Source organism: Caballeronia sordidicola, from assembly GCF_002220365.1.
In the GTDB taxonomy this organism is placed as follows: Bacteria; Pseudomonadota; Gammaproteobacteria; order Burkholderiales; family Burkholderiaceae; genus Caballeronia; species Caballeronia sordidicola_C.
Map to the genome: position 1 here is coordinate 15,902 of NZ_MTHB01000185.1, position 24,296 is coordinate 40,197.

The 24,296-nt window shown below is 60.2% G+C and carries 21 protein-coding genes; 18 read left to right on the plus strand and 3 right to left on the minus strand.

What is annotated here, in order from left to right; translation table 11 throughout:
• Positions 1-69 precede the first annotated feature (69 nt).
• Both ubiG and ompA read right to left on the minus strand, forming a co-directional pair.
• On the minus strand, positions 70-768 hold the full coding sequence (gene ubiG, locus BSU04_RS26295) for a bifunctional 2-polyprenyl-6-hydroxyphenol methylase/3-demethylubiquinol 3-O-methyltransferase UbiG (protein WP_089163378.1): 699 nt from the start codon (positions 766-768) through the stop codon (positions 70-72).
• Positions 769-973: 205 nt separating this feature from the next.
• Positions 974-1,627 carry an outer membrane protein OmpA gene (gene ompA / locus BSU04_RS26300; protein WP_089163318.1) on the minus strand — a complete coding sequence of 218 codons (654 nt, stop codon included), beginning with the start codon at positions 1,625-1,627 and terminating at the stop codon, positions 974-976.
• Between the two features lie 742 nt (positions 1,628-2,369).
• On the opposite strand from ompA, the gene gyrA reads away from it, so the two are divergent.
• The 17 genes from gyrA (at position 2,370) to cysM (ending at position 21,796) form a co-directional block, all read left to right on the plus strand.
• Entirely contained in the window at positions 2,370-5,093 is a 2,724-nt protein-coding gene (gyrA, locus tag BSU04_RS26305) for a DNA gyrase subunit A (protein ID WP_256983304.1), read from the plus strand.
• A 119-nt stretch (positions 5,094-5,212) separates the two neighbouring features.
• Complete coding sequence (locus tag BSU04_RS26310) at positions 5,213-5,815, plus strand: DUF2059 domain-containing protein (protein WP_089163319.1); 603 nt, start codon at positions 5,213-5,215, stop codon at positions 5,813-5,815.
• A 217-nt stretch (positions 5,816-6,032) separates the two neighbouring features.
• Entirely contained in the window at positions 6,033-7,115 is a 1,083-nt protein-coding gene (serC, locus tag BSU04_RS26315) for a 3-phosphoserine/phosphohydroxythreonine transaminase (protein WP_089163320.1), read from the plus strand.
• Positions 7,116-7,181: 66 nt separating this feature from the next.
• Positions 7,182-8,264, plus strand: a complete 1,083-nt coding sequence (gene pheA / locus BSU04_RS26320) for a prephenate dehydratase (protein WP_089163321.1) — start codon at positions 7,182-7,184, stop codon at positions 8,262-8,264.
• A 26-nt stretch (positions 8,265-8,290) separates the two neighbouring features.
• On the plus strand, positions 8,291-9,406 hold the full coding sequence (gene hisC, locus BSU04_RS26325; protein WP_089163322.1) for a histidinol-phosphate transaminase: 1,116 nt from the start codon (positions 8,291-8,293) through the stop codon (positions 9,404-9,406).
• 97 nt (positions 9,407-9,503) lie between these two features.
• On the plus strand, positions 9,504-10,436 hold the full coding sequence (locus BSU04_RS26330; RefSeq protein WP_089163323.1) for a prephenate dehydrogenase: 933 nt from the start codon (positions 9,504-9,506) through the stop codon (positions 10,434-10,436).
• 42 nt (positions 10,437-10,478) lie between these two features.
• Entirely contained in the window at positions 10,479-11,783 is a 1,305-nt protein-coding gene (gene aroA / locus BSU04_RS26335) for a 3-phosphoshikimate 1-carboxyvinyltransferase (protein ID WP_089163324.1), read from the plus strand.
• Positions 11,784-11,859: 76 nt separating this feature from the next.
• The gene (gene cmk, locus BSU04_RS26340) at positions 11,860-12,534 is read left to right on the plus strand and encodes a (d)CMP kinase (protein ID WP_089163325.1); all 675 of its coding nucleotides are present in this window, start codon (positions 11,860-11,862) and stop codon (positions 12,532-12,534) included.
• Between the two features lie 253 nt (positions 12,535-12,787).
• Positions 12,788-14,503 carry a 30S ribosomal protein S1 gene (gene rpsA / locus BSU04_RS26345; protein ID WP_031361047.1) on the plus strand — a complete coding sequence of 572 codons (1,716 nt, stop codon included), beginning with the start codon at positions 12,788-12,790 and terminating at the stop codon, positions 14,501-14,503.
• Positions 14,504-14,523: 20 nt separating this feature from the next.
• Positions 14,524-14,862 (plus strand): integration host factor subunit beta, encoded by a 339-nt coding sequence (locus BSU04_RS26350; protein WP_089163326.1) that lies wholly within the window; start codon positions 14,524-14,526, stop codon positions 14,860-14,862.
• A 368-nt stretch (positions 14,863-15,230) separates the two neighbouring features.
• Positions 15,231-15,524 carry a LapA family protein gene (locus BSU04_RS26355; protein WP_089163327.1) on the plus strand — a complete coding sequence of 98 codons (294 nt, stop codon included), beginning with the start codon at positions 15,231-15,233 and terminating at the stop codon, positions 15,522-15,524.
• Positions 15,525-15,615: 91 nt separating this feature from the next.
• Complete coding sequence (gene lapB / locus BSU04_RS26360; protein WP_089163328.1) at positions 15,616-16,791, plus strand: lipopolysaccharide assembly protein LapB; 1,176 nt, start codon at positions 15,616-15,618, stop codon at positions 16,789-16,791.
• Between the two features lie 153 nt (positions 16,792-16,944).
• Entirely contained in the window at positions 16,945-18,336 is a 1,392-nt protein-coding gene (locus tag BSU04_RS26365; RefSeq protein ID WP_089163329.1) for a UDP-glucose dehydrogenase family protein, read from the plus strand.
• Complete coding sequence (gene rfaE1, locus BSU04_RS26370) at positions 18,314-19,303, plus strand: D-glycero-beta-D-manno-heptose-7-phosphate kinase (protein ID WP_089163330.1); 990 nt, start codon at positions 18,314-18,316, stop codon at positions 19,301-19,303. The genes BSU04_RS26365 and rfaE1 overlap by 23 nt, the downstream gene beginning before the upstream one ends.
• 19 nt (positions 19,304-19,322) lie before the next feature.
• A complete protein-coding gene (rfaD, locus tag BSU04_RS26375; protein ID WP_089163331.1) occupies positions 19,323-20,315 on the plus strand; it encodes an ADP-glyceromanno-heptose 6-epimerase in 993 nt (330 codons plus the stop codon).
• A gap of 74 nt (positions 20,316-20,389) precedes the next feature.
• Complete coding sequence (locus BSU04_RS26380; protein WP_089163332.1) at positions 20,390-20,713, plus strand: ComEA family DNA-binding protein; 324 nt, start codon at positions 20,390-20,392, stop codon at positions 20,711-20,713.
• Positions 20,714-20,893: 180 nt separating this feature from the next.
• Complete coding sequence (cysM, locus tag BSU04_RS26385; RefSeq protein WP_089163333.1) at positions 20,894-21,796, plus strand: cysteine synthase CysM; 903 nt, start codon at positions 20,894-20,896, stop codon at positions 21,794-21,796.
• A gap of 91 nt (positions 21,797-21,887) precedes the next feature.
• Here the strand turns inward: cysM and mltB are convergent, their stop codons facing one another.
• Positions 21,888-23,060 carry a lytic murein transglycosylase B gene (gene mltB / locus BSU04_RS26390; protein WP_089163379.1) on the minus strand — a complete coding sequence of 391 codons (1,173 nt, stop codon included), beginning with the start codon at positions 23,058-23,060 and terminating at the stop codon, positions 21,888-21,890.
• Positions 23,061-23,367: 307 nt separating this feature from the next.
• Here mltB and BSU04_RS26395 point away from each other — a divergent pair, with 307 nt between their 5' ends.
• The gene (locus tag BSU04_RS26395) at positions 23,368-24,291 is read left to right on the plus strand and encodes a histone deacetylase family protein (RefSeq protein ID WP_089163334.1); all 924 of its coding nucleotides are present in this window, start codon (positions 23,368-23,370) and stop codon (positions 24,289-24,291) included.
• The last annotated feature ends 5 nt before the right edge of the window (positions 24,292-24,296 follow it).

Genomic DNA, 24,296 nt, shown 5'->3' on the forward strand with positions numbered 1-24,296 from the left:
GTACAGGTTCTATGACGCTCGGAGGCGTGGGGTCGGCATCACTTGGGCGATCGTTCATGTCTGTTCCCGTCAGGCTACGCGACGGCAAGCCATCAGATAGTTGATGCTGGAGTCGTCGGAGAGGCCGAAGCGCTTGCTGAGCGGCCGGTAGGTAATCCCCTTGATCTCTACGATATCAAGTTGCGCAGAACGCACGAACTGCGCAAGTTCTGACGGCTTGATGAAACGCGCGTAATCGTGCGTGCCGCGTGGGAGCATGCGGGCAATGTATTCCGCGCCGATCACCGCGAACAAATAAGCTTTGGCGTTACGGTTGAGCGTGGAGAAAAACACCCAGCCGCCGGGTTTGACGAGCGTGGCGCACGCCTGCACGATCCCGGCCGGATCCGGCACGTGCTCGAGCATCTCCATGCAGGTCACCACGTCATAGCTGCCGGGTTCCCGCGCCGCCAGCGCCTCGGCGGCGATCTCTTCGTATTCGACCTCGACGCCACTCTCCAGGCTATGCAGGTCGGCTACGCCCAGCGCGCTTGACGACAAATCCACGCCTTTCACCTTCGCGCCACGCACCGCCATGGATTCGGACAGGATGCCGCCGCCACACCCTATATCCAGCGCGCGTTTGCCCGGCAGATGCGCAAGAGCGTCGATCCAGTCGAGCCGCACGGGATTGAGCTCGTGCAGTGGCTTGAACTCCGCATTCGGGTCCCACCAGCGATGAGCCAGCTCGCTGAATTTTTGAAGCTCGTGGGGATCGGCATTGATCATGTGCGCATAGCCTTGAAACATAAGGTCAGGAACGGTCAAGCACCAAGTATATAGGCGGTGGCGCGAGCCGGTGAAACGCGGCACGAGCCCAGGCCGGTCGAACGGGGGATGTGCCGAGTGTGCAGCAAGAGTGCAGCTAGATGCGCCGCACATAAAAAAAGCCCCGCCGAAGCGGGGCTTTGATCCTGCGGCAATCTGTCGCGAATTACTGCGGCTGACGCGAGGTTCCAACAACTTCGACTTCCACGCGACGATCCGGTGCGAGGCAGGCGATAAGTTGCTTGCGGTTCTTCTGGTTGCAACCCGTGGTAACCGGGTTACGCTTGCCCTTGCCTTCCGTATAGATACGGTTGGCTTCGATGCCCTTGCTGACCAAGTATGCCTTGACAGCTTGTGCACGACGCAGCGACAGGCGATCGTTGTACTTGTCCGAACCGATACGGTCCGTGTAACCCGTTGCGACCACAACTTCCAGGTTCAGGTCGCCAATCTTCGATGCGAGATCGTCAAGCTTTTCCTTGCCGCCTGGCTTCAGGATGGCCTTGTCGAAGTCGAACAGAGCGTCAGCTTGGTACGTAACCTTTTGGCTCTGGATGACCGGAGCAACCGGCGGAGCGACCGGCGGCTGCGGTGCCTGGGCTACCAGCGCGCCATCGCACTTTGCGTTGGCCGTTGCCGGGGTCCAGAACGCGTCACGCCAGCAAAGCTCGTTCGTGCCGTTCATCCACACGTATTCGCCCGTGCCGTTCACCCAGTTGTCATTCACTGCCTGACGTGAAGCCGGGACCGATTGCGCCATAGCCGATGCAGCCATAACTGCGGTAGCTGCAATGAACGCGAGCTTTGAAAGTTTATTCATATTTCTCCTCTCGAAATTGAGATTACCGCAGGTTTACTGCGAGCCTTGTTGACAAAGACAAGTCATACATTGCTCGAAGTATAACATTACCGCGGAACAAAACGCTGTGTGTAGACTTCGAGCAGTGTCTAACTTTGTGCGTTCGCATTTTGCCATATCGTTCCCTTGCAACGATAAAAATATCCCCGGCCCCCTAACGCCCGCAACCTTATGTGGTGCATGCGCAACAAGACGGGGCATGGGAATCGCAGGGTTTGATACGTGCCGAACATGCGCACAATGCGTGCCACCCCGGAACTTTTTCCAAAAACATCAATACACCTTTTTCGACGGGATTTCGCGCGTTAGTTGGCGGCGTCAAATCCCGTGAGGGCGAATGATAGCGGGTTAGTCTGACGTTTTCACTTTGTTCTGTGCAGCAAATTGTAAGCTTTCGCTACCGCTCGCTTGACGGGCGCGCGTCATGCTGGTCATCGGCTTGCGCCGTCCTGCGCCGTCCACGCTTCGTCTCTGGTCACGCTGTTTTGTCCCTAAATTTCCCATTCCGCTATGTTGCGGCTCCATGCCGACCCTATGGACTCTATGTATACGCAGCTGCTCCGGGAGCGGATGTCGCGCATGTTAGAATCGCGTGATGCGTTGCGTTCGCAATGCCGATGCTAAACGACGGTGAATCCGGGTAAAACGCCGCAAAAGAGGCTTTTATTCCGCGCCGGCGCCGCACAGTTCAAGACACGGATAAATGGATCAATTCGCCAAAGAGACCCTGCCAATCTCCCTTGAGGAGGAAATGCGCCGCTCATATCTCGATTACGCGATGAGCGTGATCGTGGGGCGAGCGCTCCCCGATGTCCGCGACGGCCTCAAGCCAGTCCACCGCCGCGCGCTGTATTCCATGCACGAACTGAACAACGACTGGAATCGCGCTTACAAGAAGTCGGCGCGTATTGTGGGCGACGTCATCGGTAAATATCACCCCCACGGTGACCAGTCGGTCTACGACACCATCGTGCGGATGGCACAGCCGTTTTCGCTGCGCTACATGCTGGTCGACGGACAAGGCAATTTCGGTTCGGTCGACGGCGACAATGCCGCCGCCATGCGATACACCGAAATCCGCATGGCCAAGATCGGCCATGAGCTGCTGGCGGATATCGACAAGGAAACGGTCGACTTCGGCCCGAACTACGACGGCAGCGAGAGCGAACCGCTGGTTCTGCCCGCGCGCATCCCCAATCTTCTGATCAATGGCTCGGCCGGGATTGCCGTGGGCATGGCGACGAACATTCCGCCGCACAACCTGCGCGAAATCGTCGATGCCTGCATGCATCTGCTGAACAACCCCGAGACCACCATCGACGAACTGATGGAAATCGTTCCGGCGCCGGATTTTCCGACGTACGGCGTGATTTATGGCGTGTCGGGGGTGAGGGACGGCTATCGAACGGGTCGCGGACGCGTCGTGATGCGCGCGACCACGCACTTCGAAGAGATCGACCGCGGCCAGCGCATGGCGATCATCGTCGACGAAATCCCGTATCAGGTGAACAAGCGCACGCTGCTCGAGCGCATTGCCGAACTGGTGAACGAGAAGAAGATCGAAGGCATCTCGGACATCCGCGACGAATCCGACAAGAGCGGCATGCGCGTGGTGGTCGAGCTGAAGCGCGGCGAAGTGCCGGAAGTGGTGCTGAACAATCTGTACAAGATGACGCAGCTCCAGGACACGTTCGGCATCAACATGGTCGCGCTGGTCGACGGCCAGCCGCGTCTCTTGAACCTGAAGCAGATGCTGGAGTGTTTCCTGTCGCATCGGCGGGAAGTGCTGACGCGGCGCACTGTATACGAGTTGCGCAAGGCTCGGGATCGTGGCCACGTGCTGGAAGGCCTGGCGGTGGCGCTGGCGAATATCGACGAATTCATTCGCATCATCAAGGCCGCGCCGACTCCGCCGATCGCGAAGCAGGACTTGATGAACAACGCCTGGGACTCGGAAATCGTGCGCGAAATGCTGTCGCGCGCCGAAACCGAGGAATCGGGCGGGCGGCAGGCGTATCGGCCGGAAGGGTTGAATCCGGCGTACGGCATGCAGGCCGACGGTTTGTACAAGCTTTCCGACGTTCAGGCGCAGGAAATTCTGCAAATGCGCCTGCAACGCCTGACCGGGCTCGAGCAGGACAAGATTGTCGGCGAGTACAAGGAAGTGATGGCGCAAATCGCCGACCTGCTCGACATCCTGGCGCGGCCGGAGCGGATTCGCGCGATCATCGTCGAAGAACTGGCGTCCATTCGTGCTGAGTTCGGCGACGACCGCCGTTCGCGCATCGAACTGAATGCGACCGAACTGAACACCGAAGACCTGATCACACCGCAGGAAATGGTCGTGACCATGTCGCATACCGGCTACGTCAAGTCGCAGCCGTTGTCTGAGTATCGCGCGCAAAAGCGTGGCGGCCGCGGCAAGCAGGCCACGCAGATGAAGGAAGACGACTGGATCGACACGCTCTTCATCGCGAATACGCACGACCACATGCTGTGTTTCTCGAACCGCGGACGTGTTTACTGGATCAAGGTCTACGAAGTGCCGCAGGGTTCGCGCAATTCGCGCGGCCGGCCGATTGTGAACATGTTCCCGTTGCAGGACGGCGAGAAGATCAACGTCGTGCTGCCGATCAAGGAATTCTCCGCCGACAAATACGTCTTCATGGCGACTTCGCTGGGTACGGTCAAGAAGACGCCGCTTGAAGCATTCAGCCGGCCGCTGCGCAAGGGCATCATTGCAGTCGGCCTGGACGACGGCGATTTCCTGATCGGCGCGGCCATTACCGACGGACAGCATGACGTGATGCTGTTCTCGGATTCGGGCAAGGCGGTGCGTTTCGACGAAAACGACGTGCGTGCAATGGGCCGCGAAGCCCGTGGCGTGCGCGGCATGCAATTGGAAGAAGGGCAGCAGGTTATCGCGTTGCTCGTCGCCGGCGGTGAAAACCAGTCTGTGCTGACCGCAACCGAGAACGGCTTCGGCAAACGTACGCCGATCGAGGAATACACCCGTCATGGCCGTGGCACGAAGGGCATGATCGCTATCCAGACGTCCGAACGTAACGGCAAGGTGGTCGCCGCAACGCTCGTCGAACCGGAAAGCGAAATCATGCTGATCACCAATACGGGCGTGCTGATTCGCACGCGAGTGTCGGAGATCCGCGAAATGGGCCGTGCAACCCAAGGTGTTACACTCATCAGTCTTGATGACGGCACGAAACTGTCCGGCTTGCAGCATATCGCCGAGGCGGAAGTGGCAGTCGAACTCGACGGCGATCTGGAAGGTGAAGCGGGCGAGGCAAACGATGGCGGCGAACCATCGGCCAGCGCTGCGGCTGATGATTCGACCCATGCAGCTGATGACACTGACGTTGGCGGCACGCCGGACGACACCCCGGAAGGCGATGAGGACAGCACGTCCTGACACAGCGTTCGCAACCAGCGCCTGTTCTGTTTCTGAAAGCTTGAATGGATAAGCTGCGCGACTTGAGCAAATGCCGAGTCGCGCCGCGATGAAAGCAAAAATTTTTTAAGGGAGTAATGATGCAAAAACAGTTTAAACAATGGATGTTGCTGGCTGCTTTGGTACCGGCTTTCGCATCGGCTCAATCGCTCCAGAGCCAAGCGACGACGCCGGCTGCAGACGCAGCCACAGCGGCACCGGATCCGGCGAAGCAAGCTGCGATCAAGGACCTGCTGGACGCAATCGACGCGCAAAAGCTCGTCGGCGCCATTGGTAACAGCGCACAAATGCAGTCGAAGCAACTGGTTCCGGCCATCTTGTCTGACGCTTTGAGCGAAAACAAGACGATGAACGACAAGCAGAAGCAAGCTGCCGTTCCTCAGCTCCAGAAGGACACGGTGCCGAAGCTGGTGGACTCGGCAGGTCAGGTGTTCGCGACCGACTCGTTCCGTCAAGATGCCATGCAGGCTCAGTACGACGCGTACGCGAAGTACTACACGACAGCTGAAATCAAGGATCTGACGACGTTCTACAAGAGCCCGACGGGTCGCAAGTTCATCCAGGTTCAGGACCAGGTTGGTCGTGACGTGGTGAATGGTCTGATGCAGAAGTACATGCCGCAATCGATCAAGGCCACCCGCACGCAAGCGGACAAGGAAGTGGCTGCCGTCAAGCCGAAGTAAGTCAGGCTGCCAAAACCCGCTGCCGCTCGTATGGCTCAGTAAGCGGCTGTAGTTTGGCGGGTTTTCGGGACGGTGCGATAATGGCTGTTTGCGTTCAGACGCAAACAGCCATTTGTTTTTCGCGGCGCGGTTTAGACGTTTTTCAGCTGGTTCTCGCTGGCGTTTTCCGTCGCTGGCGTTCTCTTTATTGAGTCCGGTTTTTCGGGGTGTTTATCAGATGCGCGTGTTCAATTTCTCCGCTGGTCCTGCAGCAATGCCAGAAGAAGTACTCCGTCAAGCCGCCGACGAAATGCTCGATTGGCACGGTAGCGGCATGAGCGTGATGGAAATGAGCCATCGCGGCGCTGAGTTCATGTCAATCCATGAAGCGGCGCTGACTGATCTCCGGGACCTGCTGAAAGTGCCCGCGTCGCACAGGATTCTGTTCCTGCAGGGCGGCGGCATTGGCGAGAACGCGATCGTGCCGCTGAACATGCTGGGCACGCGTAAAACCGCGGACTTTGTTGTGACCGGCTCGTGGTCGCAGAAGTCGTTCAAGGAAGCGCAGAAGTACGCAACGCCGCACATCGCGGCCAACGGCAAGACGGAGCAGGGTTTCACGCACGTACCCAAGATCGACGAATGGCATCTCTCCGACGATCCGGCCTACGTCCATATCTGCACGAACGAAACGATCGACGGCGTCGAGACCTTTGAGATTCCCGATCTCGGTTCGGTGCCGCTGGTTGCCGACGCGTCGTCGCACATTCTTTCCCGCCCGATGGACATCGCGAAATATGGCGTGCTGTTCGGCGGCGCGCAGAAGAACATCGGCATGGCGGGCGTGACGGTCGTGATCGTGCGCGAGGACCTGCTTGACCGCGCGTTGGCGATCTGCCCGTCGGCGTTCGAATGGAAGACGGTCGCCGCGAACAATTCGATGTACAACACGCCGCCCACCTACGCAATCTACATTGCCGGCCTGGTGTTCAAGTGGCTGAAAAAGCAGGGCGGCCTGGAAGCCATGGAAGCACGCAGCATCGAAAAGTCGACGCTGTTGTACGACACCATCGACGCCAGCAGTTTCTATCTGAACAAAGTCGAGCGTCAGTCGCGCTCGAGGATGAACGTACCGTTCTTTCTCGCCGACGAATCCCGTAACGAAGCATTCCTGGCCGGCGCGAAAGCGCGTGGCCTGCTGCAGCTGAAAGGCCACAAGTCGGTCGGCGGCATGCGCGCGTCCATCTATAACGCAGTGCCGCTCGAAGCGGTGAAGACGCTCGTCGAGTATATGAAGGAATTCGAGCAGACCAGTGCCTGAATCGGGCCTGGTCTCCCATCCGATGCTTGGGGCTTCCAGGCCGGATCGACTCATCTCATACAACGCATGGACGACGACCTTAATTCACGACTCATACCGCTGCGCGAGCGCATTGATGCGCTTGACGCGCAACTCATCGCGCTCCTGAACCAGCGCGCCGCCGTGGCGCTCGAAGTGGGCGAGGTGAAGAAGCATTTCAACGCGCCGGTGTTTCGCCCCGAGCGTGAGATGCAGGTGATCGCGCGGCTCCAGGAAATGAGCGAAGGGCCACTCGCCGACGATCACATCAGCTCGATCTGGCGCGAGATCATGGCCGCGAGCCGCGCGCTCGAAAAGACGCTGCGCGCGGCTTATCTCGGTCCGGTCGGGACCTATAGCGAGCAGGCGATGGTCGAGTATTTCGGACATTCCATCGAAGGCGTGCCGTGTCCTTCCATCGACGAAGTGTTTCGCTCGGTTGAAGCCGGCGCGGCCGAATTCGGCGTGGTGCCGGTTGAGAATTCGGCCGAAGGCGCGGTCTCGCGGTCGCTCGATCTGTTCCTGCAAACCTCGCTGGTGATCGGCGGCGAACTGGCTTTGCCGATCCACCACAATCTGTTGACGGTATCCGGCACGCTCAATGGCGTGACGCGCGTGTTCGCGCATCCGCAAGCGCTCGCGCAATGCCAGCACTGGCTGACGGCGAATGCGCCCACGCTCGCGCGCCAGGCGGTTTCGAGCAATGCTGAAGCGGCGCGGCTGGCGGTGGGCGACCCGACTATCGCGGCTATTGCAGGTGACCGCGCGGCCACGCATTACGGCCTCGGCGTGGTCAGCGCGATGATCCAGGACGACCCGCACAACCGCACGCGCTTTGTCATGATTGGCAAGGAACGCACGGGCGTGAGCGGCTATGACCAGACGTCACTGATCGTGTCGGTGGCGAACGAGCCCGGCGCGTTGCTGAAATTGCTGGAACCGCTGGCACGTCACGGGGTATCGATGACCCGGTTCGAGTCGCGTCCCGCGCGCGTCGGTACGTGGGAATACTACTTTTATATCGACGTGGAAGGACATCGCGAGGACGCAGCGGTCGCCGCCGCGCTCAAGGAACTGGGCGAAAAGGCCGAGTTCCTCAAGATCCTCGGCTCGTACCCGCGCGCTCGTTGAGCCCTTTAAAAACCGCTGGAGAAAACATGACATCGCAATTCGGCCCATCCTACGTGCGCGCGATCGCGCCTTACATTGCCGGCAAGCCGATCTCGGAAGTGGCGCGTGAATTCGGACTGAACGAAGCGGACATCGTGAAGCTCGCGTCGAATGAAAACCCGCTCGGCATGCCCGAGTCGGCGAAGCTCGCGATGGCGCAGGCAATCGCGGAACTCGGCCGTTATCCGGACGCGAACGGCTTCGATCTGAAAGCCGCATTAAGCGAGCGTTACGGCGTGCCGCCGGAATGGATCACGCTGGGCAACGGCAGCAATGACATCCTCGAAATCGCCGCACATGCGTTCGTCGAGAAGGGCCAGTCGATTGTCTACGCGCAATACTCGTTCGCGGTCTATGCACTTGCCACGCAGGGTCTGGGCGCGCGGGCGATCGTCGTGCCGGCCGTGAAGTACGGTCACGACCTTGAGGCAATGCTCGCTGCTATCGCCGACGACACGCGTCTCGTGTTCGTCGCGAATCCGAATAATCCGACCGGAACGTTTATCGATGGTCGGACGCTCGAAGCGTTTATTGCACGCGTGCCGCGTCACGTGGCGATCGTGCTGGACGAGGCGTACACGGAATATCTGTCGAAGGACAAGCGCTACGATTCCATCGAATGGGTGCGTCGTTATCCGAATCTGCTCGTGTCGCGCACGTTTTCAAAGGCGTTCGGGCTGGCTGGACTGCGCGTGGGATTCGCGATAGCGCAACCGGAGCAAACCGATCTGCTGAATCGCCTGCGCCAGCCGTTCAATGTGAATTCGATGGCGCAAGCCGCCGCGATCGCCGCGTTGAAGGACACTGCGTTCCTCGCGAAGAGCGCCGAGATCAATGCGGCAGGTTATCGCCGGCTGACGGAAGCCTTCGACAAACTCGGCCTGGAATACGTCCCGTCCGACGGCAACTTCGTGATGGTGCGCGTGGGTAATGACGACGCCGCCGGGCAGCGCGTGAATCTCGCCTTGCTCAAGCAGGGCGTGATCGTGCGGCCGGTCGCCAACTACGGTTTGTTGCCGTGGCTGCGCGTCACGATCGGCTTGCCGGAAGAGAACGACGCGTTTATCGCGGCGCTTGAAAAAGCGTTGGCAGCAACTGCTTGATTGTTTCTGTTTCGCCCGTGCGTTTCTAGAAAGGCGCGGGTTGTTTGTTTCGATTGTTCACCCCTCGCGCCGAAAGGCGCGTTTTCATCGATGTCTCGTGGCCGCGTTCTCTTTCAATAAAATTGTCATTTTTGGTGTCGGCCTGATCGGCGGATCACTCGCGCGCGCTTTGCGCGAACGCGCTGGCTTGACGGGCGCGAAGGGCGAGGTCGTAGGCGTCGGGCGCTCGATCAAGTCCGTCGAGCGTGCGCTGGAACTCGGCGTGATCGATTCGGCCGTGTTTCTCGACGACGACCGCGCGCTCGAACTCGCGCTGCGTGACGCCGACATCGTGCTGGTTGCCGCACCCGTTGCGCAAACCGAGCCGCTGCTGCGGCGGATTGCGCCGTTCCTGGATACACGCACCATCGTTACCGATGCTGGTAGCACAAAAAATGACGTTGTCTCGGCGGCGCGTGCAGCGCTGGGCGACCGCGTCGCGCAATTTGTGCCGGGACATCCGATAGCCGGCCGCGAATCGAGTGGTCCTGATGCCGCGATACCCGATCTTTATGTCGATCGGAACGTCGTGTTGTGCCCGCTGCCGGAGAATCCGGCGTCGGTGGTGGAGCGAGTCGCCGATATGTGGCTCGCGACCGGCGCCAGAGTGCATCGGATGACTGCGGAGCAGCACGACAGCGTGCTCGCGTCGGTGAGCCATTTGCCGCACGTGTTGTCGTTCGCGCTGGTCGAGATGATTCTGCAGGCGCCCGACGCCGCGCTCAAGTTTTCGTTCGCCGCCGGCGGGTTCCGCGATTTCACGCGGATCGCGGCGTCGAGTCCTGAGATGTGGCGCGACATATGTATCGCGAACCGGGCCGCGTTGCTGACTGAAATCGATGCTTATACCAACGTGCTGGCGCGTCTTCGCCAAGCCATCGACACCGCCGACGGTGCCGCGCTCCAAGCGGCCTTCGAACGCTCGCGCACGGCGCGGACCGTTTGGCAACAAGGCGGTGCGATCAAAGCCGCCGACGACTCCGCACAATAATTCGCACAATAGCTAGCTGGACCTGACTAACTGGACTTAATCATGGAACACCTCGATCTCGGACCTTTTTCGCGTGCGTCCGGCACGGTCCGGCTGCCCGGATCGAAGAGCATTTCTAACCGTGTCCTGCTGCTCGCCGCGCTGGCTGAGGGCGAAACGGTGATCACGAACCTGCTCGATTCCGACGACACCCGCGTGATGCTCGCGGCGCTCGATACACTGGGCGTCGAGGTGCAAAACGATGGTGAGCGCTGTGTCGTGAAAGGCACCGGCGGCCGCTTTCCGGTGAAATCGGCTGAGCTCTTTCTCGGCAATGCGGGCACTGCGGTGCGTCCGCTCACGGCTGCGCTCGCGCTGAACGGTGGTGAATATCGCGTGCATGGCGTGCCACGCATGCACGAACGGCCGATCGGCGATCTCGTCGATGGTTTGCGCCAGATTGGCGCGAAGATCGATTACGAAGCGAACGACGGTTTCCCGCCACTGCGGATTCATCCGGCTGACATCGCCGTCGACCAACCGATTCGCGTGCGCGGCGACGTCTCCAGCCAGTTCCTGACCGCGTTGCTGATGAGCTTGCCGCTGGCGCAGAACACACGCGGCCCGATTGTCGTGGAAGTGGACGGTGAGCTGATTTCGAAGCCGTATATCGACATCACGATCAAGCTGATGGAGCGTTTCGGCCTGTCCGTCGAACGTGACGGCTGGAAGAGCTTTACGTTGCCGGCCGGTGCGCGCTACGCGTCGCCGGGCACGATCGCAGTGGAAGGCGATGCGTCCTCGGCGTCGTATTTCCTCGCGGCCGGCGCGCTGGGCGGTGGTCCGCTGCGCGTGGAAGGTGTGGGCCGGGCGAGCATCCAGGGCGACGTGAATTTCGCCGATGCGCTGATCCGCATGGGCGCGAATGTCATGCTGGGCGACGACTGGATCGAAGTGCGCGGTGTGGAATCCGACGACGGCAAGCTGATGGCCATCGACATGGATTTCAACCTGATCCCCGATGCCGCCATGACCATTGCAGTGGCCGCGCTGTTCGCCACCGGCACGACCACGCTGCGCAATATTGCAAGCTGGCGCGTGAAGGAGACGGACCGGATTGCCGCGATGGCAACCGAGTTGCGCAAGGTCGGCGCGACGATCGAGGAGGGCGCGGATTACTTGGTCGTCACGCCGCCGGCCGCGTTGACGCCGAATGCCGCTATCGACACTTATGACGATCACCGCATGGCCATGTGTTTTTCTCTCGTGAGCTTAGGGTGCGTGCCGGTGCGTATCAACGACCCGAAATGCGTTGGCAAGACCTTCCCGGATTACTTCGAGCAGTTCGCCAAGCTCGCGAAGGCCTGATGACCATGACTAATATGAATGCAGCGATGAAAGTCCCGACCCCGCGCGCAGCCGCTCGCCGATCCGGACGTCTCCGATGAAACCCACTCGTCCGTTTCACCAGACTCCGGTTATCACCATCGACGGCCCGACGGCTTCGGGCAAAGGCACCGTCGCCGCGCTGGTCGCCGCCACACTAGGCTTCCATCTGCTCGATAGCGGCGCGCTGTATCGGCTCACCGCGCTTGCCAGCGTGCGCTACAACATCGAGCCCGAGGACGGCGACGCACTCGCCGCGCTCGTCGCAGAGCTTCACATCACGTTTTGGGAAGGCTGCGCACAGCTCGACGGCGTGGATGTATCAACAGAAATTCGTGCCGAGGAAATCGGCAAGCGCGCTTCAGCGATTGCCGTCCACGGTCAGGTCAGGACCGCGCTGATTGCGCGCCAGCGGGCGTTCCGCAAGCCTCCAGGGCTGGTGGCCGACGGCCGCGACATGGGCACCGTTATTTTTCCCGACGCAACGCTCAAGGTGTTTCTCACGGCAAGCGATGAAGCGCGGGCCGCGCGGCGGCATAAGCAATTGATACAAAAAGGCTTTTCTGCTAATATGGAAGACTTGCTGCGCGATTTGCGCGAGCGGGACGCACGGGACAGCAGCCGTGTAGCCGCGCCGCTCAAGCCCGCAGTGGACGCGAAGACGCTGGACACCTCCGGACTATCCATCGACCAGGCGGTCGGTCAGATCATCGGCTGGTTCCAGTTGGCTTAGCGCGATTCACGAGCGCGATTCACAAGCGCGATTCACAAGCGCGATTCACAAGCGCGATTCACAAGCGCGATTCACGCGTAGTTCGTTGCAATTGTTGGAAAAAGGCCACCATTTGGCGGCTTTGTTTTGGAGCTCCATGAGAAACATGGAGCGTGTTTTAACCCCTCAACCCCGTGTGGCGTTCGCCTTTTTTGCCATCGGCCCGATCAGTTCGGGCAGGCATCGCGAAGCAGCTGCGCAACTATAGATTTTTATGTCCGACCTGCAAACATCTACCCCGATTACCGAATCTTTTGCGGCTCTGTTCGAAGAGTCGTTGACCAAGCAGGACATGCGTGCGGGTGAAGTCATTTCCGCCGAAGTCGTGCGCGTCGACCACAATTTCGTGGTCGTCAACGCGGGTCTCAAGTCCGAAGCCTACATTCCGCTCGAAGAATTCCTGAACGACGCGGGCGAGGTAGAAGTGCAGGCGGGCGACTTTGTTTCCGTGGCTATCGACGCCCTGGAAAATGGTTATGGCGACACGATCCTGTCGCGTGACAAGGCGAAGCGTCTGGCTTCGTGGCTGTCGCTGGAAAAAGCGCTCGACAACAACGAACTCGTGACCGGCACGATCACGGGCAAGGTCAAGGGCGGCATGACCGTGATGGTCAACGGCATCCGCGCGTTCCTGCCGGGTTCGCTGGTTGATACGCGTCCGGTCAAGGACACGACCCCGTACGAAGGCAAGACCCTCGAATTCCGCGTGATCAAGCTTGACCGCAAGCGCAACAACGTCGTGTTGTCGCGCCGCGCTGTGATCGAAGCGACCCAAGGCGAAGAGCGCGCAAAGCTGCTCGAAACGCTGAAGGAAGGCGCGATCGTGGAAGGCGTGGTCAAGAACATCACGGACTACGGCGCATTCGTGGACCTCGGCGGTATCGACGGCCTGTTGCACATCACGGACATCGCATGGCGTCGTGTGCGTCACCCGAGCGAAGTGCTGTCGGTTGGCCAGGAAGTGACCGCAAAGATCCTCAAGTTCGACCAAGAGAAGAACCGCGTATCGCTTGGTATCAAGCAACTCGGCGACGATCCGTGGGAAGGCATTTCACGCCGTTACCCGTCGGGCACGCGCCTGTTCGGTAAGGTTACGAACATCACCGACTACGGCGCATTCGTTGAAGTGGAATCGGGCATCGAAGGCCTGGTCCACGTGTCGGAAATGGACTGGACGAACAAGAACGTTGCACCGTCGAAGGTTGTGCAACTCGGCGACGAAGTCGAAGTCATGGTTCTTGAAATCGACGAAGACCGCCGCCGTATCAGCCTCGGCATGAAGCAGTGCAAGCCGAACCCGTGGGACGACTTCAGCCGCAACTTCAAGAAGGGCGACAAGCTGGAAGGCGCCATCAAGTCGATCACCGACTTCGGCGTGTTCATCGGTTTGCCGGGCGGCATCGACGGTCTGGTTCACCTCTCGGACCTGTCGTGGAGCGAAACGGGCGAAGAAGCGGTTCGCAAGTACAAGAAGGGCGATGAAGTCCAGGCTATCGTGCTGGGCATCGATGTCGAGAAGGAACGCATCTCGCTGGGTATCAAGCAACTCGAAGGCGATCCGTTCAGCAACTTCGTGGCAATGAACGACAAGGGCGCGACGGTTGACGGCGTGGTCAAGTCGGTTGACGCGAAGGGCGCAGTCGTGACGTTGACGGCGGACGTGGAAGGTTATCTCCGCGCGTCGGAAATCGCTCAGGACCGCGTGGAAGATGCTCGCAACGTGCTGAAGGAAGGCGACAAGGTCAACGCGATGATCATCAACATCGATCGCAAGTCGCGTGGCATCAACCTGTCGATCAAGGCCAAGGACTCGGCTGAGCAACAGGAAGCAATCCGTGGTCTGGCTTCGGCTGACTCGAGCACGGCTGCAACCGGCACGACGAACCTTGGCGCGCTGTTGAAAGCCAAGCTCGACGGCCAGAACGGCTAAGCCGCAGGTATTGCTGCAGCATGACCAAATCGGAATTGGTCGCCCAACTGGCGCTGCGATTTCCGCAACTTGTACTTAAAGATGCGGATTTCGCGGTGAAGACGATGCTCGATGCAATGTCGGACGCTTTGGCCAACGGCCATCGCATCGAAATTCGTGGATTCGGCAGTTTCGGCCTCAATCGTCGTCCGTCGCGCGTTGGACGCAATCCCAAGTCGGGAGAGAAGGTGCTGGTACCGGAGAAATTCGTACCGCACTTCAAGCCCGGCAAGGAGTTGCGCGAACGGGTAGACGGCCGCGCGGGCGAGCCGCTGAAGCATTCGAACGAAGCGGATAGTGACGAAGACGACGATATTTAAGCGGCGTCAGCGTTCATTCCGCATCAAGCCGCTGTCAGCCAGAGGCAAATGACCGGAAAAAGCACCCGCAAGGGTGCTTTTTTTATGCCCCGGCCCGACGTACACCAACGGCACTACCGTTCTGCACGCTCGTTCGCCACTGTCTTTTTTCGCGTCGCTATAAGACGGTAAACTCCCGCAAACGCCCTGCTGATCGGCCTATCGTCCAAGCCGTTGCGCATTGCCTCATACGCTTCAATTACAATACCGGACGCCAACGACCAAGGGCAGCGTGGTCCGAGCTTTGCGTCCCTCGTGGATATCGGTGTTGTACCCGCCGTGCGCGTTGCCTCCTGCGTCGTTCCGCTATTGCCGTCAAAGAGACCCTTATGAAATTTTTTGTCTGGCTGATCCGTGTATTGGTTTTCGTGCTCCTGCTCGTGCTGGCGTTGGCCAATACGCAAAGTGCGACGCTCAATTTTCTCGCTGGCTACTTCTGGCAAGCACCGCTCATCCTGATCGGCCTGGCATTTTTTGTCGTCGGCTTGGCTGCTGGACTGCTCTCGTCGCTGCCGTCGCTGTTTCGCCTGCGGATGGAAAATGCCCGGCTCAAACGCGAACTGCGCACGGCGCGCGATGTCCCCGTCGTGCCGATGGAACCGCCTATGCCGCCGCTGATCTGACGGGTCGCGCGTTGGCTGACCCTGCGCCGGTTCGGCCGGGTGCCTGCTTCCGGCACGCCGTGCTGGCCCTTAACCCTTTCCAAGAATTCGCATGGATCTAGACTTCTGGTGGCTGCTTGTCATTCCGGTCGCGTTCGCTCTCGGCTGGATGGCATCGCGCTATGACCTGAAAACGCTGCTGTCCGAAAACGCGAATCTGCCGCGCTCGTATTTCCGCGGCCTTAATTTCCTGCTGAACGAACAACACGACAAGGCCATCGACGCCTTTATCGAAGTTGCGAAGCTCGATCCTGAAACCATCGAATTGCACTTTGCGCTCGGTAACCTGTTTCGCCGCCGAGGTGAGACGGACCGGGCCATTCGCGTGCATCAGAACCTGCTGAGCCGCGCTGATCTGCCAGTCGCCGAACGCGATCACGCGCTGTTCGAACTTGGCCAGGATTTCCTGAAGGCGGGTCTGCTGGATCGCGCCGAGGAAACGTTCCGGTCGCTCGAAGCGGGCGAATATGCGCTCGGCGCGCAACGGGCGTTACTGACCATCTACGAGATCGAGAAAGACTGGAACAAGTCGATTGCAACTGCCGGCCGGATCCAGGAAATGGGCGCGGCGTCGCTTGAGAAAGAAGTCGCCCAGTTCCATTGCGAACTCGCGCAAGAAGCGCTGCAGCGCAAGAACCCGGCAGACGCCCGCGCGGAACTGAAGCTTGCCCTCGCGGCCAATCCCGACAATGTGCGCGCGACCATCCTGGTTGGCGACGTGGATGCCGCTGGTGGCAATCTTGAGGCGGCCATCGCGTGCTGGCGTCGCGTGGAAGAGCAGAATGCGGCTTATCTGCCGTTGGTGGCCGAAAAACTGGTTCAGGCTTACGACCAACTTGGCCGCACGGCTGAGGGCGTCGATTTGTTGGTCGACTACGTGAATCGCTATCCGTCGAACGATCTGCTCGACGTGGCGTTCAAGCACGTCTCGCAATTGCGCGGAATGGACGCGGCCCACGCGCTGGCGCGGCACCAGATGCAGACATCGCCGAACGTCGCCGGCATGACGCGGTTGCTCGAAGCGCAAGTGGCTACGGCTGAGGAACCGCGTCGCAGCGAACTCGAACTGATGCGCGCGCTTGTCAAGCAGCGGACCAAGAACCTGCCGCGCTACACGTGCCAGAATTGCGGTTTCCGCGCACGTCTTTTTTACTGGCAATGTCCTGGCTGCAGCGGCTGGGAAACCTATGCGCCACGCCGCGTCGAGCCGATCACCGCATCCGTCTGAACGCGGATTGCGTGACCACGGACTGACGCGCGGCCCGCGTGACCCGGCCCCTCGTGGCCCATGCCGCTCAGGATGCGCAACGTTTGACACGGTCGAACTCCGCGGCCGTTTTGGCCTGATCCAACGACTATCACCGGTCTCTCCGGAACGCTTATGAAAATATCCATCATCGGGACAGGCTACGTCGGGCTAGTGACCGGCGCGTGCCTCGCTGAAATTGGCAACGACGTGCTGTGCCTGGACGTCGATGCGCGCAAGATCGACATCCTCAATAACGGCGGCGTGCCGATCCACGAGCCGGGCCTGCACGAGATACTGAAACGCACGCGCGCTGCCGGCCGCATTCGTTTTTCTACAGATATCAAGGAAAGCGTCGAGCACGGCGAGATCCAGTTCATCGCGGTGGGAACGCCGCCGGACGAGGATGGCTCCGCCGACTTGCAATACGTGCTCGAGGCCGCACGCAACATCGGGCGTTATGCAAACGGCTTCAAGGTGATCGTCGATAAATCGACGGTCCCGGTCGGCACAGCCCAGCACGTGCGCAACGTAGTCGAGCAGGAACTGAAGGCGCGCGGAATCGAGCCTAAGGGAAAGAACGGCTTTTCGGTTCTGTCGAATCCGGAGTTCCTGAAGGAAGGAGCGGCGGTCGACGACTTCATGCGTCCTGATCGCATCGTGCTCGGCGTAGATGACGACGAAGCAGGCCAGATTGCCCGCGAGAAAATCAAGCGCCTCTACGCGCCGTTCAATCGCAATCACGATCGCACGCTCTATATGGACGTGCGTTCGGCCGAATTCACGAAGTACGCGGCGAACGCCATGCTCGCCACGCGTATCTCGTTCATGAACGATTTGTCGAATCTCGCCGATGCGGTGGGTGCGGATATCGAAGCGGTGCGACGCGGTATTGGTTCGGACCCGCGTATTGGGTATCACTTCCTGTATGCCGGTTGCGGCTACGGCGGTTCGTGTTTCCCGAAGGATGTGCAGGCGTTGGCGCAGACGGCGCGTGAGAACGGCCATCGGTTGCGGATTCTCGAAGCTGTGGAAGAAGTGAACGATCTGCAAAAGGAAGTGCTCGTCGGCAAGATCACGAAGCGCATGGGCGAAGACTTGCGCGGCCGCACGTTTGCCGTGTGGGGCCTGGCGTTCAAGCCTAATACCGATGACATGCGCGAGGCGTCGAGCCGCCGTCTCATTGGCGCGCTGCTCGAGCGCGGCGCGACGGTTCGCGCTTATGACCCCGTGGCGCTGGCGGAAAGCCGCCGCGTATTTGCACTTGATCTCGCCGATAAACCGCAGCAACTCGAACGCCTGCATTTCGTCGATTCACAAAAGGACGCGTTGCCCGGCGCGGACGCACTTGTGATCGTGACCGAGTGGAAGGAATTCAAGAGCCCGGACTTCGCGCATCTGAAGAGCGAGCTCAAAATGCCGGTCATTTTCGATGGCCGCAACCTGTACGAACCTGAAGCGATGGCGGAACTCGGCATCGACTATTTTGCAATAGGACGTCCCCATGTTGAACTCCCAGTCGCCTGACGCAGCGGTGCCTGCAGTCGCTGCACACGCTCCCGTTCCGCCGGTTCCGCGTGCGCGCATTGCGGCGGCGCGCGTGCTGGTGGTCGGCGACGTGATGCTCGACCGCTACTGGTTCGGCGATGTGAACCGCATTTCTCCGGAAGCGCCCGTGCCAGTCGTGCATGTACAGCGCCAGGAAGATCGGCTTGGCGGTGCGGCGAACGTGGCGCGCAATGCTGCTGCGCTGGGTGCGCAGGCGGGCTTGCTGTGCGTGGTCGGGCATGATGAGCCGGGTGAACGCATCGTGCAATTGCTGGGTGAGAGCCGGGTCACCGGGTTCCTCGAGCGCGATCCCGAATTGCTCACCACCATCAAGCTTCGCGTGCTGTCGCGGCAGCAGCAACTGTTGCGAGTCGACTTTGAGAACTCGCCGACGCACGAAGTCCTGAGCGCATGTCTCGCCCGTTTCGAAACGCTTTTGCCGCAACACGATGTGATCTTGATGTCGGACTACGCGAAGGGCGGCCTGACGCATGTGACGCAAATGATCGCGGACGCGAAGCGGGCAGGCAAACCGGTGCTGGTCGATCCGAAAGGCGATGACTGGGACCGGTATCGCGGCGCCACGCTGATCACGCCGAACCGTGCAGAGTTGCGCGAAGTGGTTGGGCGCTGGAGCTCGGAAGAAGATTTGCTCGCGCGTGTCACGTCGCTGCGCGAATCGCTCGATCTCGGTGCGTTGCTGCTGACACGATCGGAGGAGGGCATGACGCTCTTCACCGCTGGCCAAGTGGTCCACACGCAGGCCGATGCGCGCGAAGTGTATGATGTTTCGGGCGCCGGCGACACGGTCATTGCAACCGTTGCAACTATGCTGGGCGCGGGTGTGCCGCTGGTCGACTCGATTGCTTATGCCAACCGTGCAGCGGGAATTGTCGTCGGGAAGCTGGGTACGGCGACCGTCGACTACAACGAACTTTTCGCCTGACATTTCGGCTAACACCACCATGACAATCATTGTTACCGGCGCAGCCGGGTTTATCGGCAGCAACATTGTGAAGGCGCTCAACGAGCGTGGCGAGCAGCGTGTGATCGCGGTCGACAACCTCACGCGCGCCGACAAGTTCAAGAACCTGGTCGATTGCGAAATCGACGATTTCCTCGACAAGACCGAATTCGTCGCGCGCTTCAAACGCGGCGATTTCGGCAAGGTCAGGGCGATTTTCCATGAAGGCGCATGTTCGGACACGATGGAAACCGACGGCCGCTACATGATGGAAAACAACTTCCGTTATAGCCGCGACGTGCTGGATACGTGCCTTGAGCAGGGCGTGCAGTTTCTGTATGCATCGTCGGCGGCGGTGTATGGCGGATCGAGTGAATTCGTTGAGCGTCGCGACGTCGAGAAGCCGTTGAACGTGTACGGCTATTCGAAATTCCTCTTCGATCAGATCGTGCGCCAGATCCTGCCGAAAGCGCGTACCCAGATTGCCGGTTTCCGCTATTTCAACGTGTACGGGCAGCGCGAGAATCACAAGGGACGCATGGCGTCTGTTGCGTTCCATAACTTCAACCAGTTCCGCGCCGAGGGCAAGGTCAAGCTGTTCGGCGAATACAACGGGTATGGCGCGGGCGAGCAGACGCGCGATTTCGTATCGGTGGAAGACGTGACGAAGGTCAATCTGCACTTCTTCGATCATCCCGAGACGTCGGGCATTTTCAACCTGGGAACGGGGCGCGCACAGCCGTTCAACGACATTGCGTCGACGGTGGTGAACTCGCTGCGGGCAATTGAGGGCGAAGCGCCACTGTCCCTGGCGGAGTTGGTGCAACGTGGCTTGATTGAGTACATCCCGTTCCCCGACGCGTTGCGCGGCAAATACCAGTGCTTTACGCAGGCCAATCAGTCGAAGTTGCGCGAGGCCGGGTATGACGCACCGTTCCTGACAGTTCAGGAAGGTGTCGACAGATACGTGCGTTGGCTATTCGGTCAGCTATAAAAGCACCTGCCGTTTTCCTACACTGGGTCTCCCGGTCAGCGATCGTCGCGGACCGGTTTTCGAGGGAGACTCACATGATCAAGAAACTTCTCGCGGCGTTCACGCTGGCTGTATCAATTGGTTCGGCGTTCGCCGCCGTGGATATCAACAACGCCAATTCCGACGCGTTACGCGGCATCAAGGGCATTGGACCGGCCAAGGCGAAAGCCATTCTCGACGAGCGTGAAGCACACGGTCCGTTTAAAGACGCGGCCGAGTTGAGCAAACGCGTCAAGGGCATGGGGGGCAAGACGGTTGAGCGTTTGCAGGCTGAAGGGCTGACCATTGGACCAGGTGGTACACCGGCGGCGGTTGCCGGTGCTAAACCGGTTGCTGGCGCAGTCGTCGTCAAAAAGTAACGCGGTGTGGCGCATCGGTCGGCGCGCCGGTCGACCTGATGCGCCTTTATTCGCTGGCAACCTGCATTGTTTCCAGGACGCCGGCACATCATCCCCTCCGTCCAATAGGGCCGCCCGGCACCCGGAAACCCCCTGGGCTACAATCAAGAGCTTACCGACCGCAGCAACCCCACGACCGCTATGGCTTACAAGACAATCGAAGACACCATTGGCAATACGCCGCTGGTGCAACTGGTCCGCATCCCGGACGATGAAATCCGCAGCCGCAACAACGTGATCCTCGGCAAGCTCGAGGGCAACAACCCGGCGGGTTCAGTGAAGGACCGCCCGGCACTCTCGATGATCAAGAAGGCGGAAGAGCGCGGCCGCATCAAGCCAGGCGACACGCTGATCGAATCGACAAGCGGCAACACCGGTATCGCACTCGCCATGGCCGCAGCCATTCGCGGCTACAAAATGGTGCTCCTCATGCCGGAAGACCTGTCGATCGAACGTCGCCAGAGCATGGCGGCCTATGGCGCGGAAATCGTGCTCACGCCAGTCACAGGCGGTATGGAATACGCCCGCGATCTCGCCGAGCAAATGCAGCGCGACGGCAAAGGCATCATCCTCGATCAGTTCGCGAATCCGGATAATCCACTCGCCCACTACGAGACAACCGGCCCGGAACTCTGGCGCGACACCGAAGGGCGCATCACGCATTTCGTTTCCGCCATGGGCACGACCGGCACCATCATGGGCGTGTCGCAATACCTGAAAGAACAGAACGCGAACATCGAGATTGTTGGCGCGCAACCGGAAGAAGGCTCGCGCATCCCCGGTATCCGCAAGTGGCCTGAGGCCTATCTGCCGAAAATCTTCGATCGCAGCCGCGTGGACCGCACGGAAAGCGTCAGTCAGGCCGCATCCGAAGCAATGGCGCGGCGGCTCGCATCGGTGGAAGGCATTTTCTGCGGAATTTCGGCCGCCGGCGCATGCGAAGTCGCGTTGCGCGTGGCACGTCAGGTCGAGAACGCGACCATCGTATTCGTCGTCTGCGATCGTGGTGACCGCTACCTGTCGACGGGCGTGTTTCCGGCCTGAGACGTATCTACAAAGTCAAAGCACAAACAAAAGCCCGGCATTTGCCGGGCTTTTTGCATAGAGCACGAGCCAAAGGCGCCCGACAGCTACGTCATTGCGATGCTGAAACACCGGCATTGCCCGCGGCCATCTGCGCCTTCACCGCTTCGCCAAGCTGATACACAGCGAGTGCATAGAAGAAGCTGCGGTTGTATCGCGTCAGCACATAGAAGTTCTTCAGGCCGAGCGTGTATTCGGTCGGGCGGCCTGGTGTCGGCAAGTCGACGACCGTCACCGGCGTACCTGCTTCCGTTTCAGTGTTGAGCCCCGGCTCGCTCGTCAGCATGCCAGCTTTCGTGAGCTGCGCGAGCGACCAGTGCGGCTCGGGCTGACCGTCGGCTGCGGCTTGCGCAATGCCTTGGCTGCCTGTGTCGCCGGCAATCTTCCAGACCACCGGCCGTCCCGATTCCCAGCCGTGCTGCTTCAGATAGTTCGCGACGCTGCCGATGGCATCGGCGGGACTGGTCCGCAGATCGATGTGCCCGTTACCGTCGAAATCCACCGCGTACTGCACGATGCTGCTCGGCAGGAATTGCGGAATGCCGATTGCGCCGGTGTACGAACCGAGCACGGTGGTTGGATCGATTTGCTGGTCATGCGTCCACACCAGCAGATCCTCAAGATTCTTGCGGAAAGTCGCTTGCCTTTCCGCCCGGTTCGGCGTGTTGGGATAATCGAAGGTGAGCGTGGCCAGCGCATCCAGCGCGCGGAAGTTACCCATGTACTTGCCATAGATTGTCTCCACGCCAATGATCCCGACAATCGCTTCAGGCGGCACGCCGTACTGATCCGATGCACGCTGCAGCGCGGCCTGGTTCGCGCGCCAGAATTTCACGCCGGCGGCAATACGCACCGGCTCCACGAAACGCCCCTGATACGCGCGCCAATTCTTGGTGGCTGGCGTAGGTGAAGGCAGCACCAGTTTCACGGCGGTTGCCGAATAACTGACGCGATTGAACAGGTCGTGCAAGGCGGCGGAATCGAAGTCGTAACGCGCAACAAGATCGTTAATGAACGCGTCCACATTGGGATTGTTCGCGTAACGCTGCGGCACGATCTCTTCTTCGAACATCTGCCCTTGCGCTGGTGCGGATTGCGGCTGCGATTGTGCAACTGCCTGGCCGATACTGAGTGTGCAAAGTGCGCCAACTAGGCCGGCGACTGAGGCAAGGCGCGCGGTTCGCACCGAAAGAGGCAAGACGGACGAAGCAAACTTGAAGTTCATAGTGTGCGTAATTGTGGCGGTGTAACGCGAGGCGCGCTGGAAAAACGCGCAGAGCATACGAGAGTCGGATCAGTATAACCGACGCGTTTTCAGGACTATCCCGAAAGCCTTTTGAGCGGGCGCGGACGCTGCAAAAGCAGTGTTGGTCGGCCGCGCCATTTCCAGTGTGGTAACTTATCAAGAACCCGCGCGGTGCGGCGTTCGGCCGCTAACTGGCGCGCGGCAGGAACGGCAGGCATCGCGACCGACAAAAACATCTGAACGATACGAGACACGCGGTACGGCACGCCCGGCCGCGCAACCCATCATGGCTACCGGCTTTTATACCCATCCAGATTGCCTTCTTCACGATATGGGGCCGTGGCATCCCGAGTGCCCCGCGCGCCTTCAGGCGATCGAGGATCAGTTGATCGCAAGCCGGATCGACACCCTGATCGAGCGCGAAGAAGCGCCGCTCGCGAGCGAAGAGGACCTGGCGCGGGTTCATACGCAGGCGCATATCGATTTCGTCAAGGAGACGGCGCCCGCAGTGGGCCGCGCGGAGATCGATCCGGACACGCTGATGTCGCCGGGTTCTTACCACGCGGCGTTGCGCGCGGCGGGCGCGGCGCTCGCCGCTACCGACGCCGTTATCGCCGGAACCTACGACAACGCATTTTGCAGCGTGCGGCCGCCCGGACATCACGCGGAGCCGGCGCGCGCGATGGGCTTCTGCTTCTTCAACAACATCGCGATCGCGGCGCGTCACGCGCTTGAAGTGCATGGGCTTGAGCGTGTGGCTATCATCGATTTCGACGTGCATCACGGTAACGGCACGGAAGCCGCCTTCTCGGGCGATCCGCGCGTGCTGATGTGCAGCTTTTTCCAGCACCCGTTCTATCCGTACAGCGGCGCGGACAATCACGCATCGAACATGGTCAATCTGCCGATGCCCGCGCGTACGAAAGGCATGGCTGTGCGCGAAGCCGTCGACATGATGTGGCTGCCGAAACTCGATGAATTCAAGCCGCAGATGATTTTCGTCTCCGCAGGTTTCGATGCGCATCGTGAGGACGATCTCGGCAACATGGGTCTTGTCGAGGACGACTACGCGTGGCTGACCCAGCAGATCCGCGCGGTGGCGAAGCGGCATGCGAAGGGCCGGATAGTAAGCAGTCTCGAAGGCGGATACAACCTGTCGGCGCTTGGGCGCAGTGTGGTCGCGCATGTGCGTGCGCTCGCTGATATCTAAGCCGC

Bases quoted from the DNA above. Each gene is read 5' to 3' on its own strand.
- lapB (WP_089163328.1), top strand. From the start codon at position 15,616: ATGGATCTAGACTTCTGGTGGCTGCTTGTCATTCCGGTCGCGTTCGCT.
- rfaE1 (WP_089163330.1), top strand. From the start codon at position 18,314: ATGTTGAACTCCCAGTCGCCTGACGCAGCGGTGCCTGCAGTCGCTGCA.
- BSU04_RS26380 (WP_089163332.1), top strand. From the start codon at position 20,390: ATGATCAAGAAACTTCTCGCGGCGTTCACGCTGGCTGTATCAATTGGT.
- mltB (WP_089163379.1), bottom strand. From the start codon at position 23,060: ATGAACTTCAAGTTTGCTTCGTCCGTCTTGCCTCTTTCGGTGCGAACC.
- BSU04_RS26365 (WP_089163329.1), top strand. From the start codon at position 16,945: ATGAAAATATCCATCATCGGGACAGGCTACGTCGGGCTAGTGACCGGC.
- cysM (WP_089163333.1), top strand. From the start codon at position 20,894: ATGGCTTACAAGACAATCGAAGACACCATTGGCAATACGCCGCTGGTG.
- BSU04_RS26310 (WP_089163319.1), top strand. From the start codon at position 5,213: ATGCAAAAACAGTTTAAACAATGGATGTTGCTGGCTGCTTTGGTACCG.
- ompA (WP_089163318.1), bottom strand. From the start codon at position 1,627: ATGAATAAACTTTCAAAGCTCGCGTTCATTGCAGCTACCGCAGTTATG.
- hisC (WP_089163322.1), top strand. From the start codon at position 8,291: ATGACATCGCAATTCGGCCCATCCTACGTGCGCGCGATCGCGCCTTAC.
- ubiG (WP_089163378.1), bottom strand. From the start codon at position 768: ATGATCAATGCCGATCCCCACGAGCTTCAAAAATTCAGCGAGCTGGCT.
- serC (WP_089163320.1), top strand. From the start codon at position 6,033: ATGCGCGTGTTCAATTTCTCCGCTGGTCCTGCAGCAATGCCAGAAGAA.
- BSU04_RS26350 (WP_089163326.1), top strand. From the start codon at position 14,524: ATGACCAAATCGGAATTGGTCGCCCAACTGGCGCTGCGATTTCCGCAA.
- gyrA (WP_256983304.1), top strand. From the start codon at position 2,370: ATGGATCAATTCGCCAAAGAGACCCTGCCAATCTCCCTTGAGGAGGAA.
- pheA (WP_089163321.1), top strand. From the start codon at position 7,182: ATGGACGACGACCTTAATTCACGACTCATACCGCTGCGCGAGCGCATT.
- BSU04_RS26395 (WP_089163334.1), top strand. From the start codon at position 23,368: ATGGCTACCGGCTTTTATACCCATCCAGATTGCCTTCTTCACGATATG.
- rpsA (WP_031361047.1), top strand. From the start codon at position 12,788: ATGTCCGACCTGCAAACATCTACCCCGATTACCGAATCTTTTGCGGCT.
- cmk (WP_089163325.1), top strand. From the start codon at position 11,860: ATGAAACCCACTCGTCCGTTTCACCAGACTCCGGTTATCACCATCGAC.
- aroA (WP_089163324.1), top strand. From the start codon at position 10,479: ATGGAACACCTCGATCTCGGACCTTTTTCGCGTGCGTCCGGCACGGTC.
- BSU04_RS26355 (WP_089163327.1), top strand. From the start codon at position 15,231: ATGAAATTTTTTGTCTGGCTGATCCGTGTATTGGTTTTCGTGCTCCTG.
- rfaD (WP_089163331.1), top strand. From the start codon at position 19,323: ATGACAATCATTGTTACCGGCGCAGCCGGGTTTATCGGCAGCAACATT.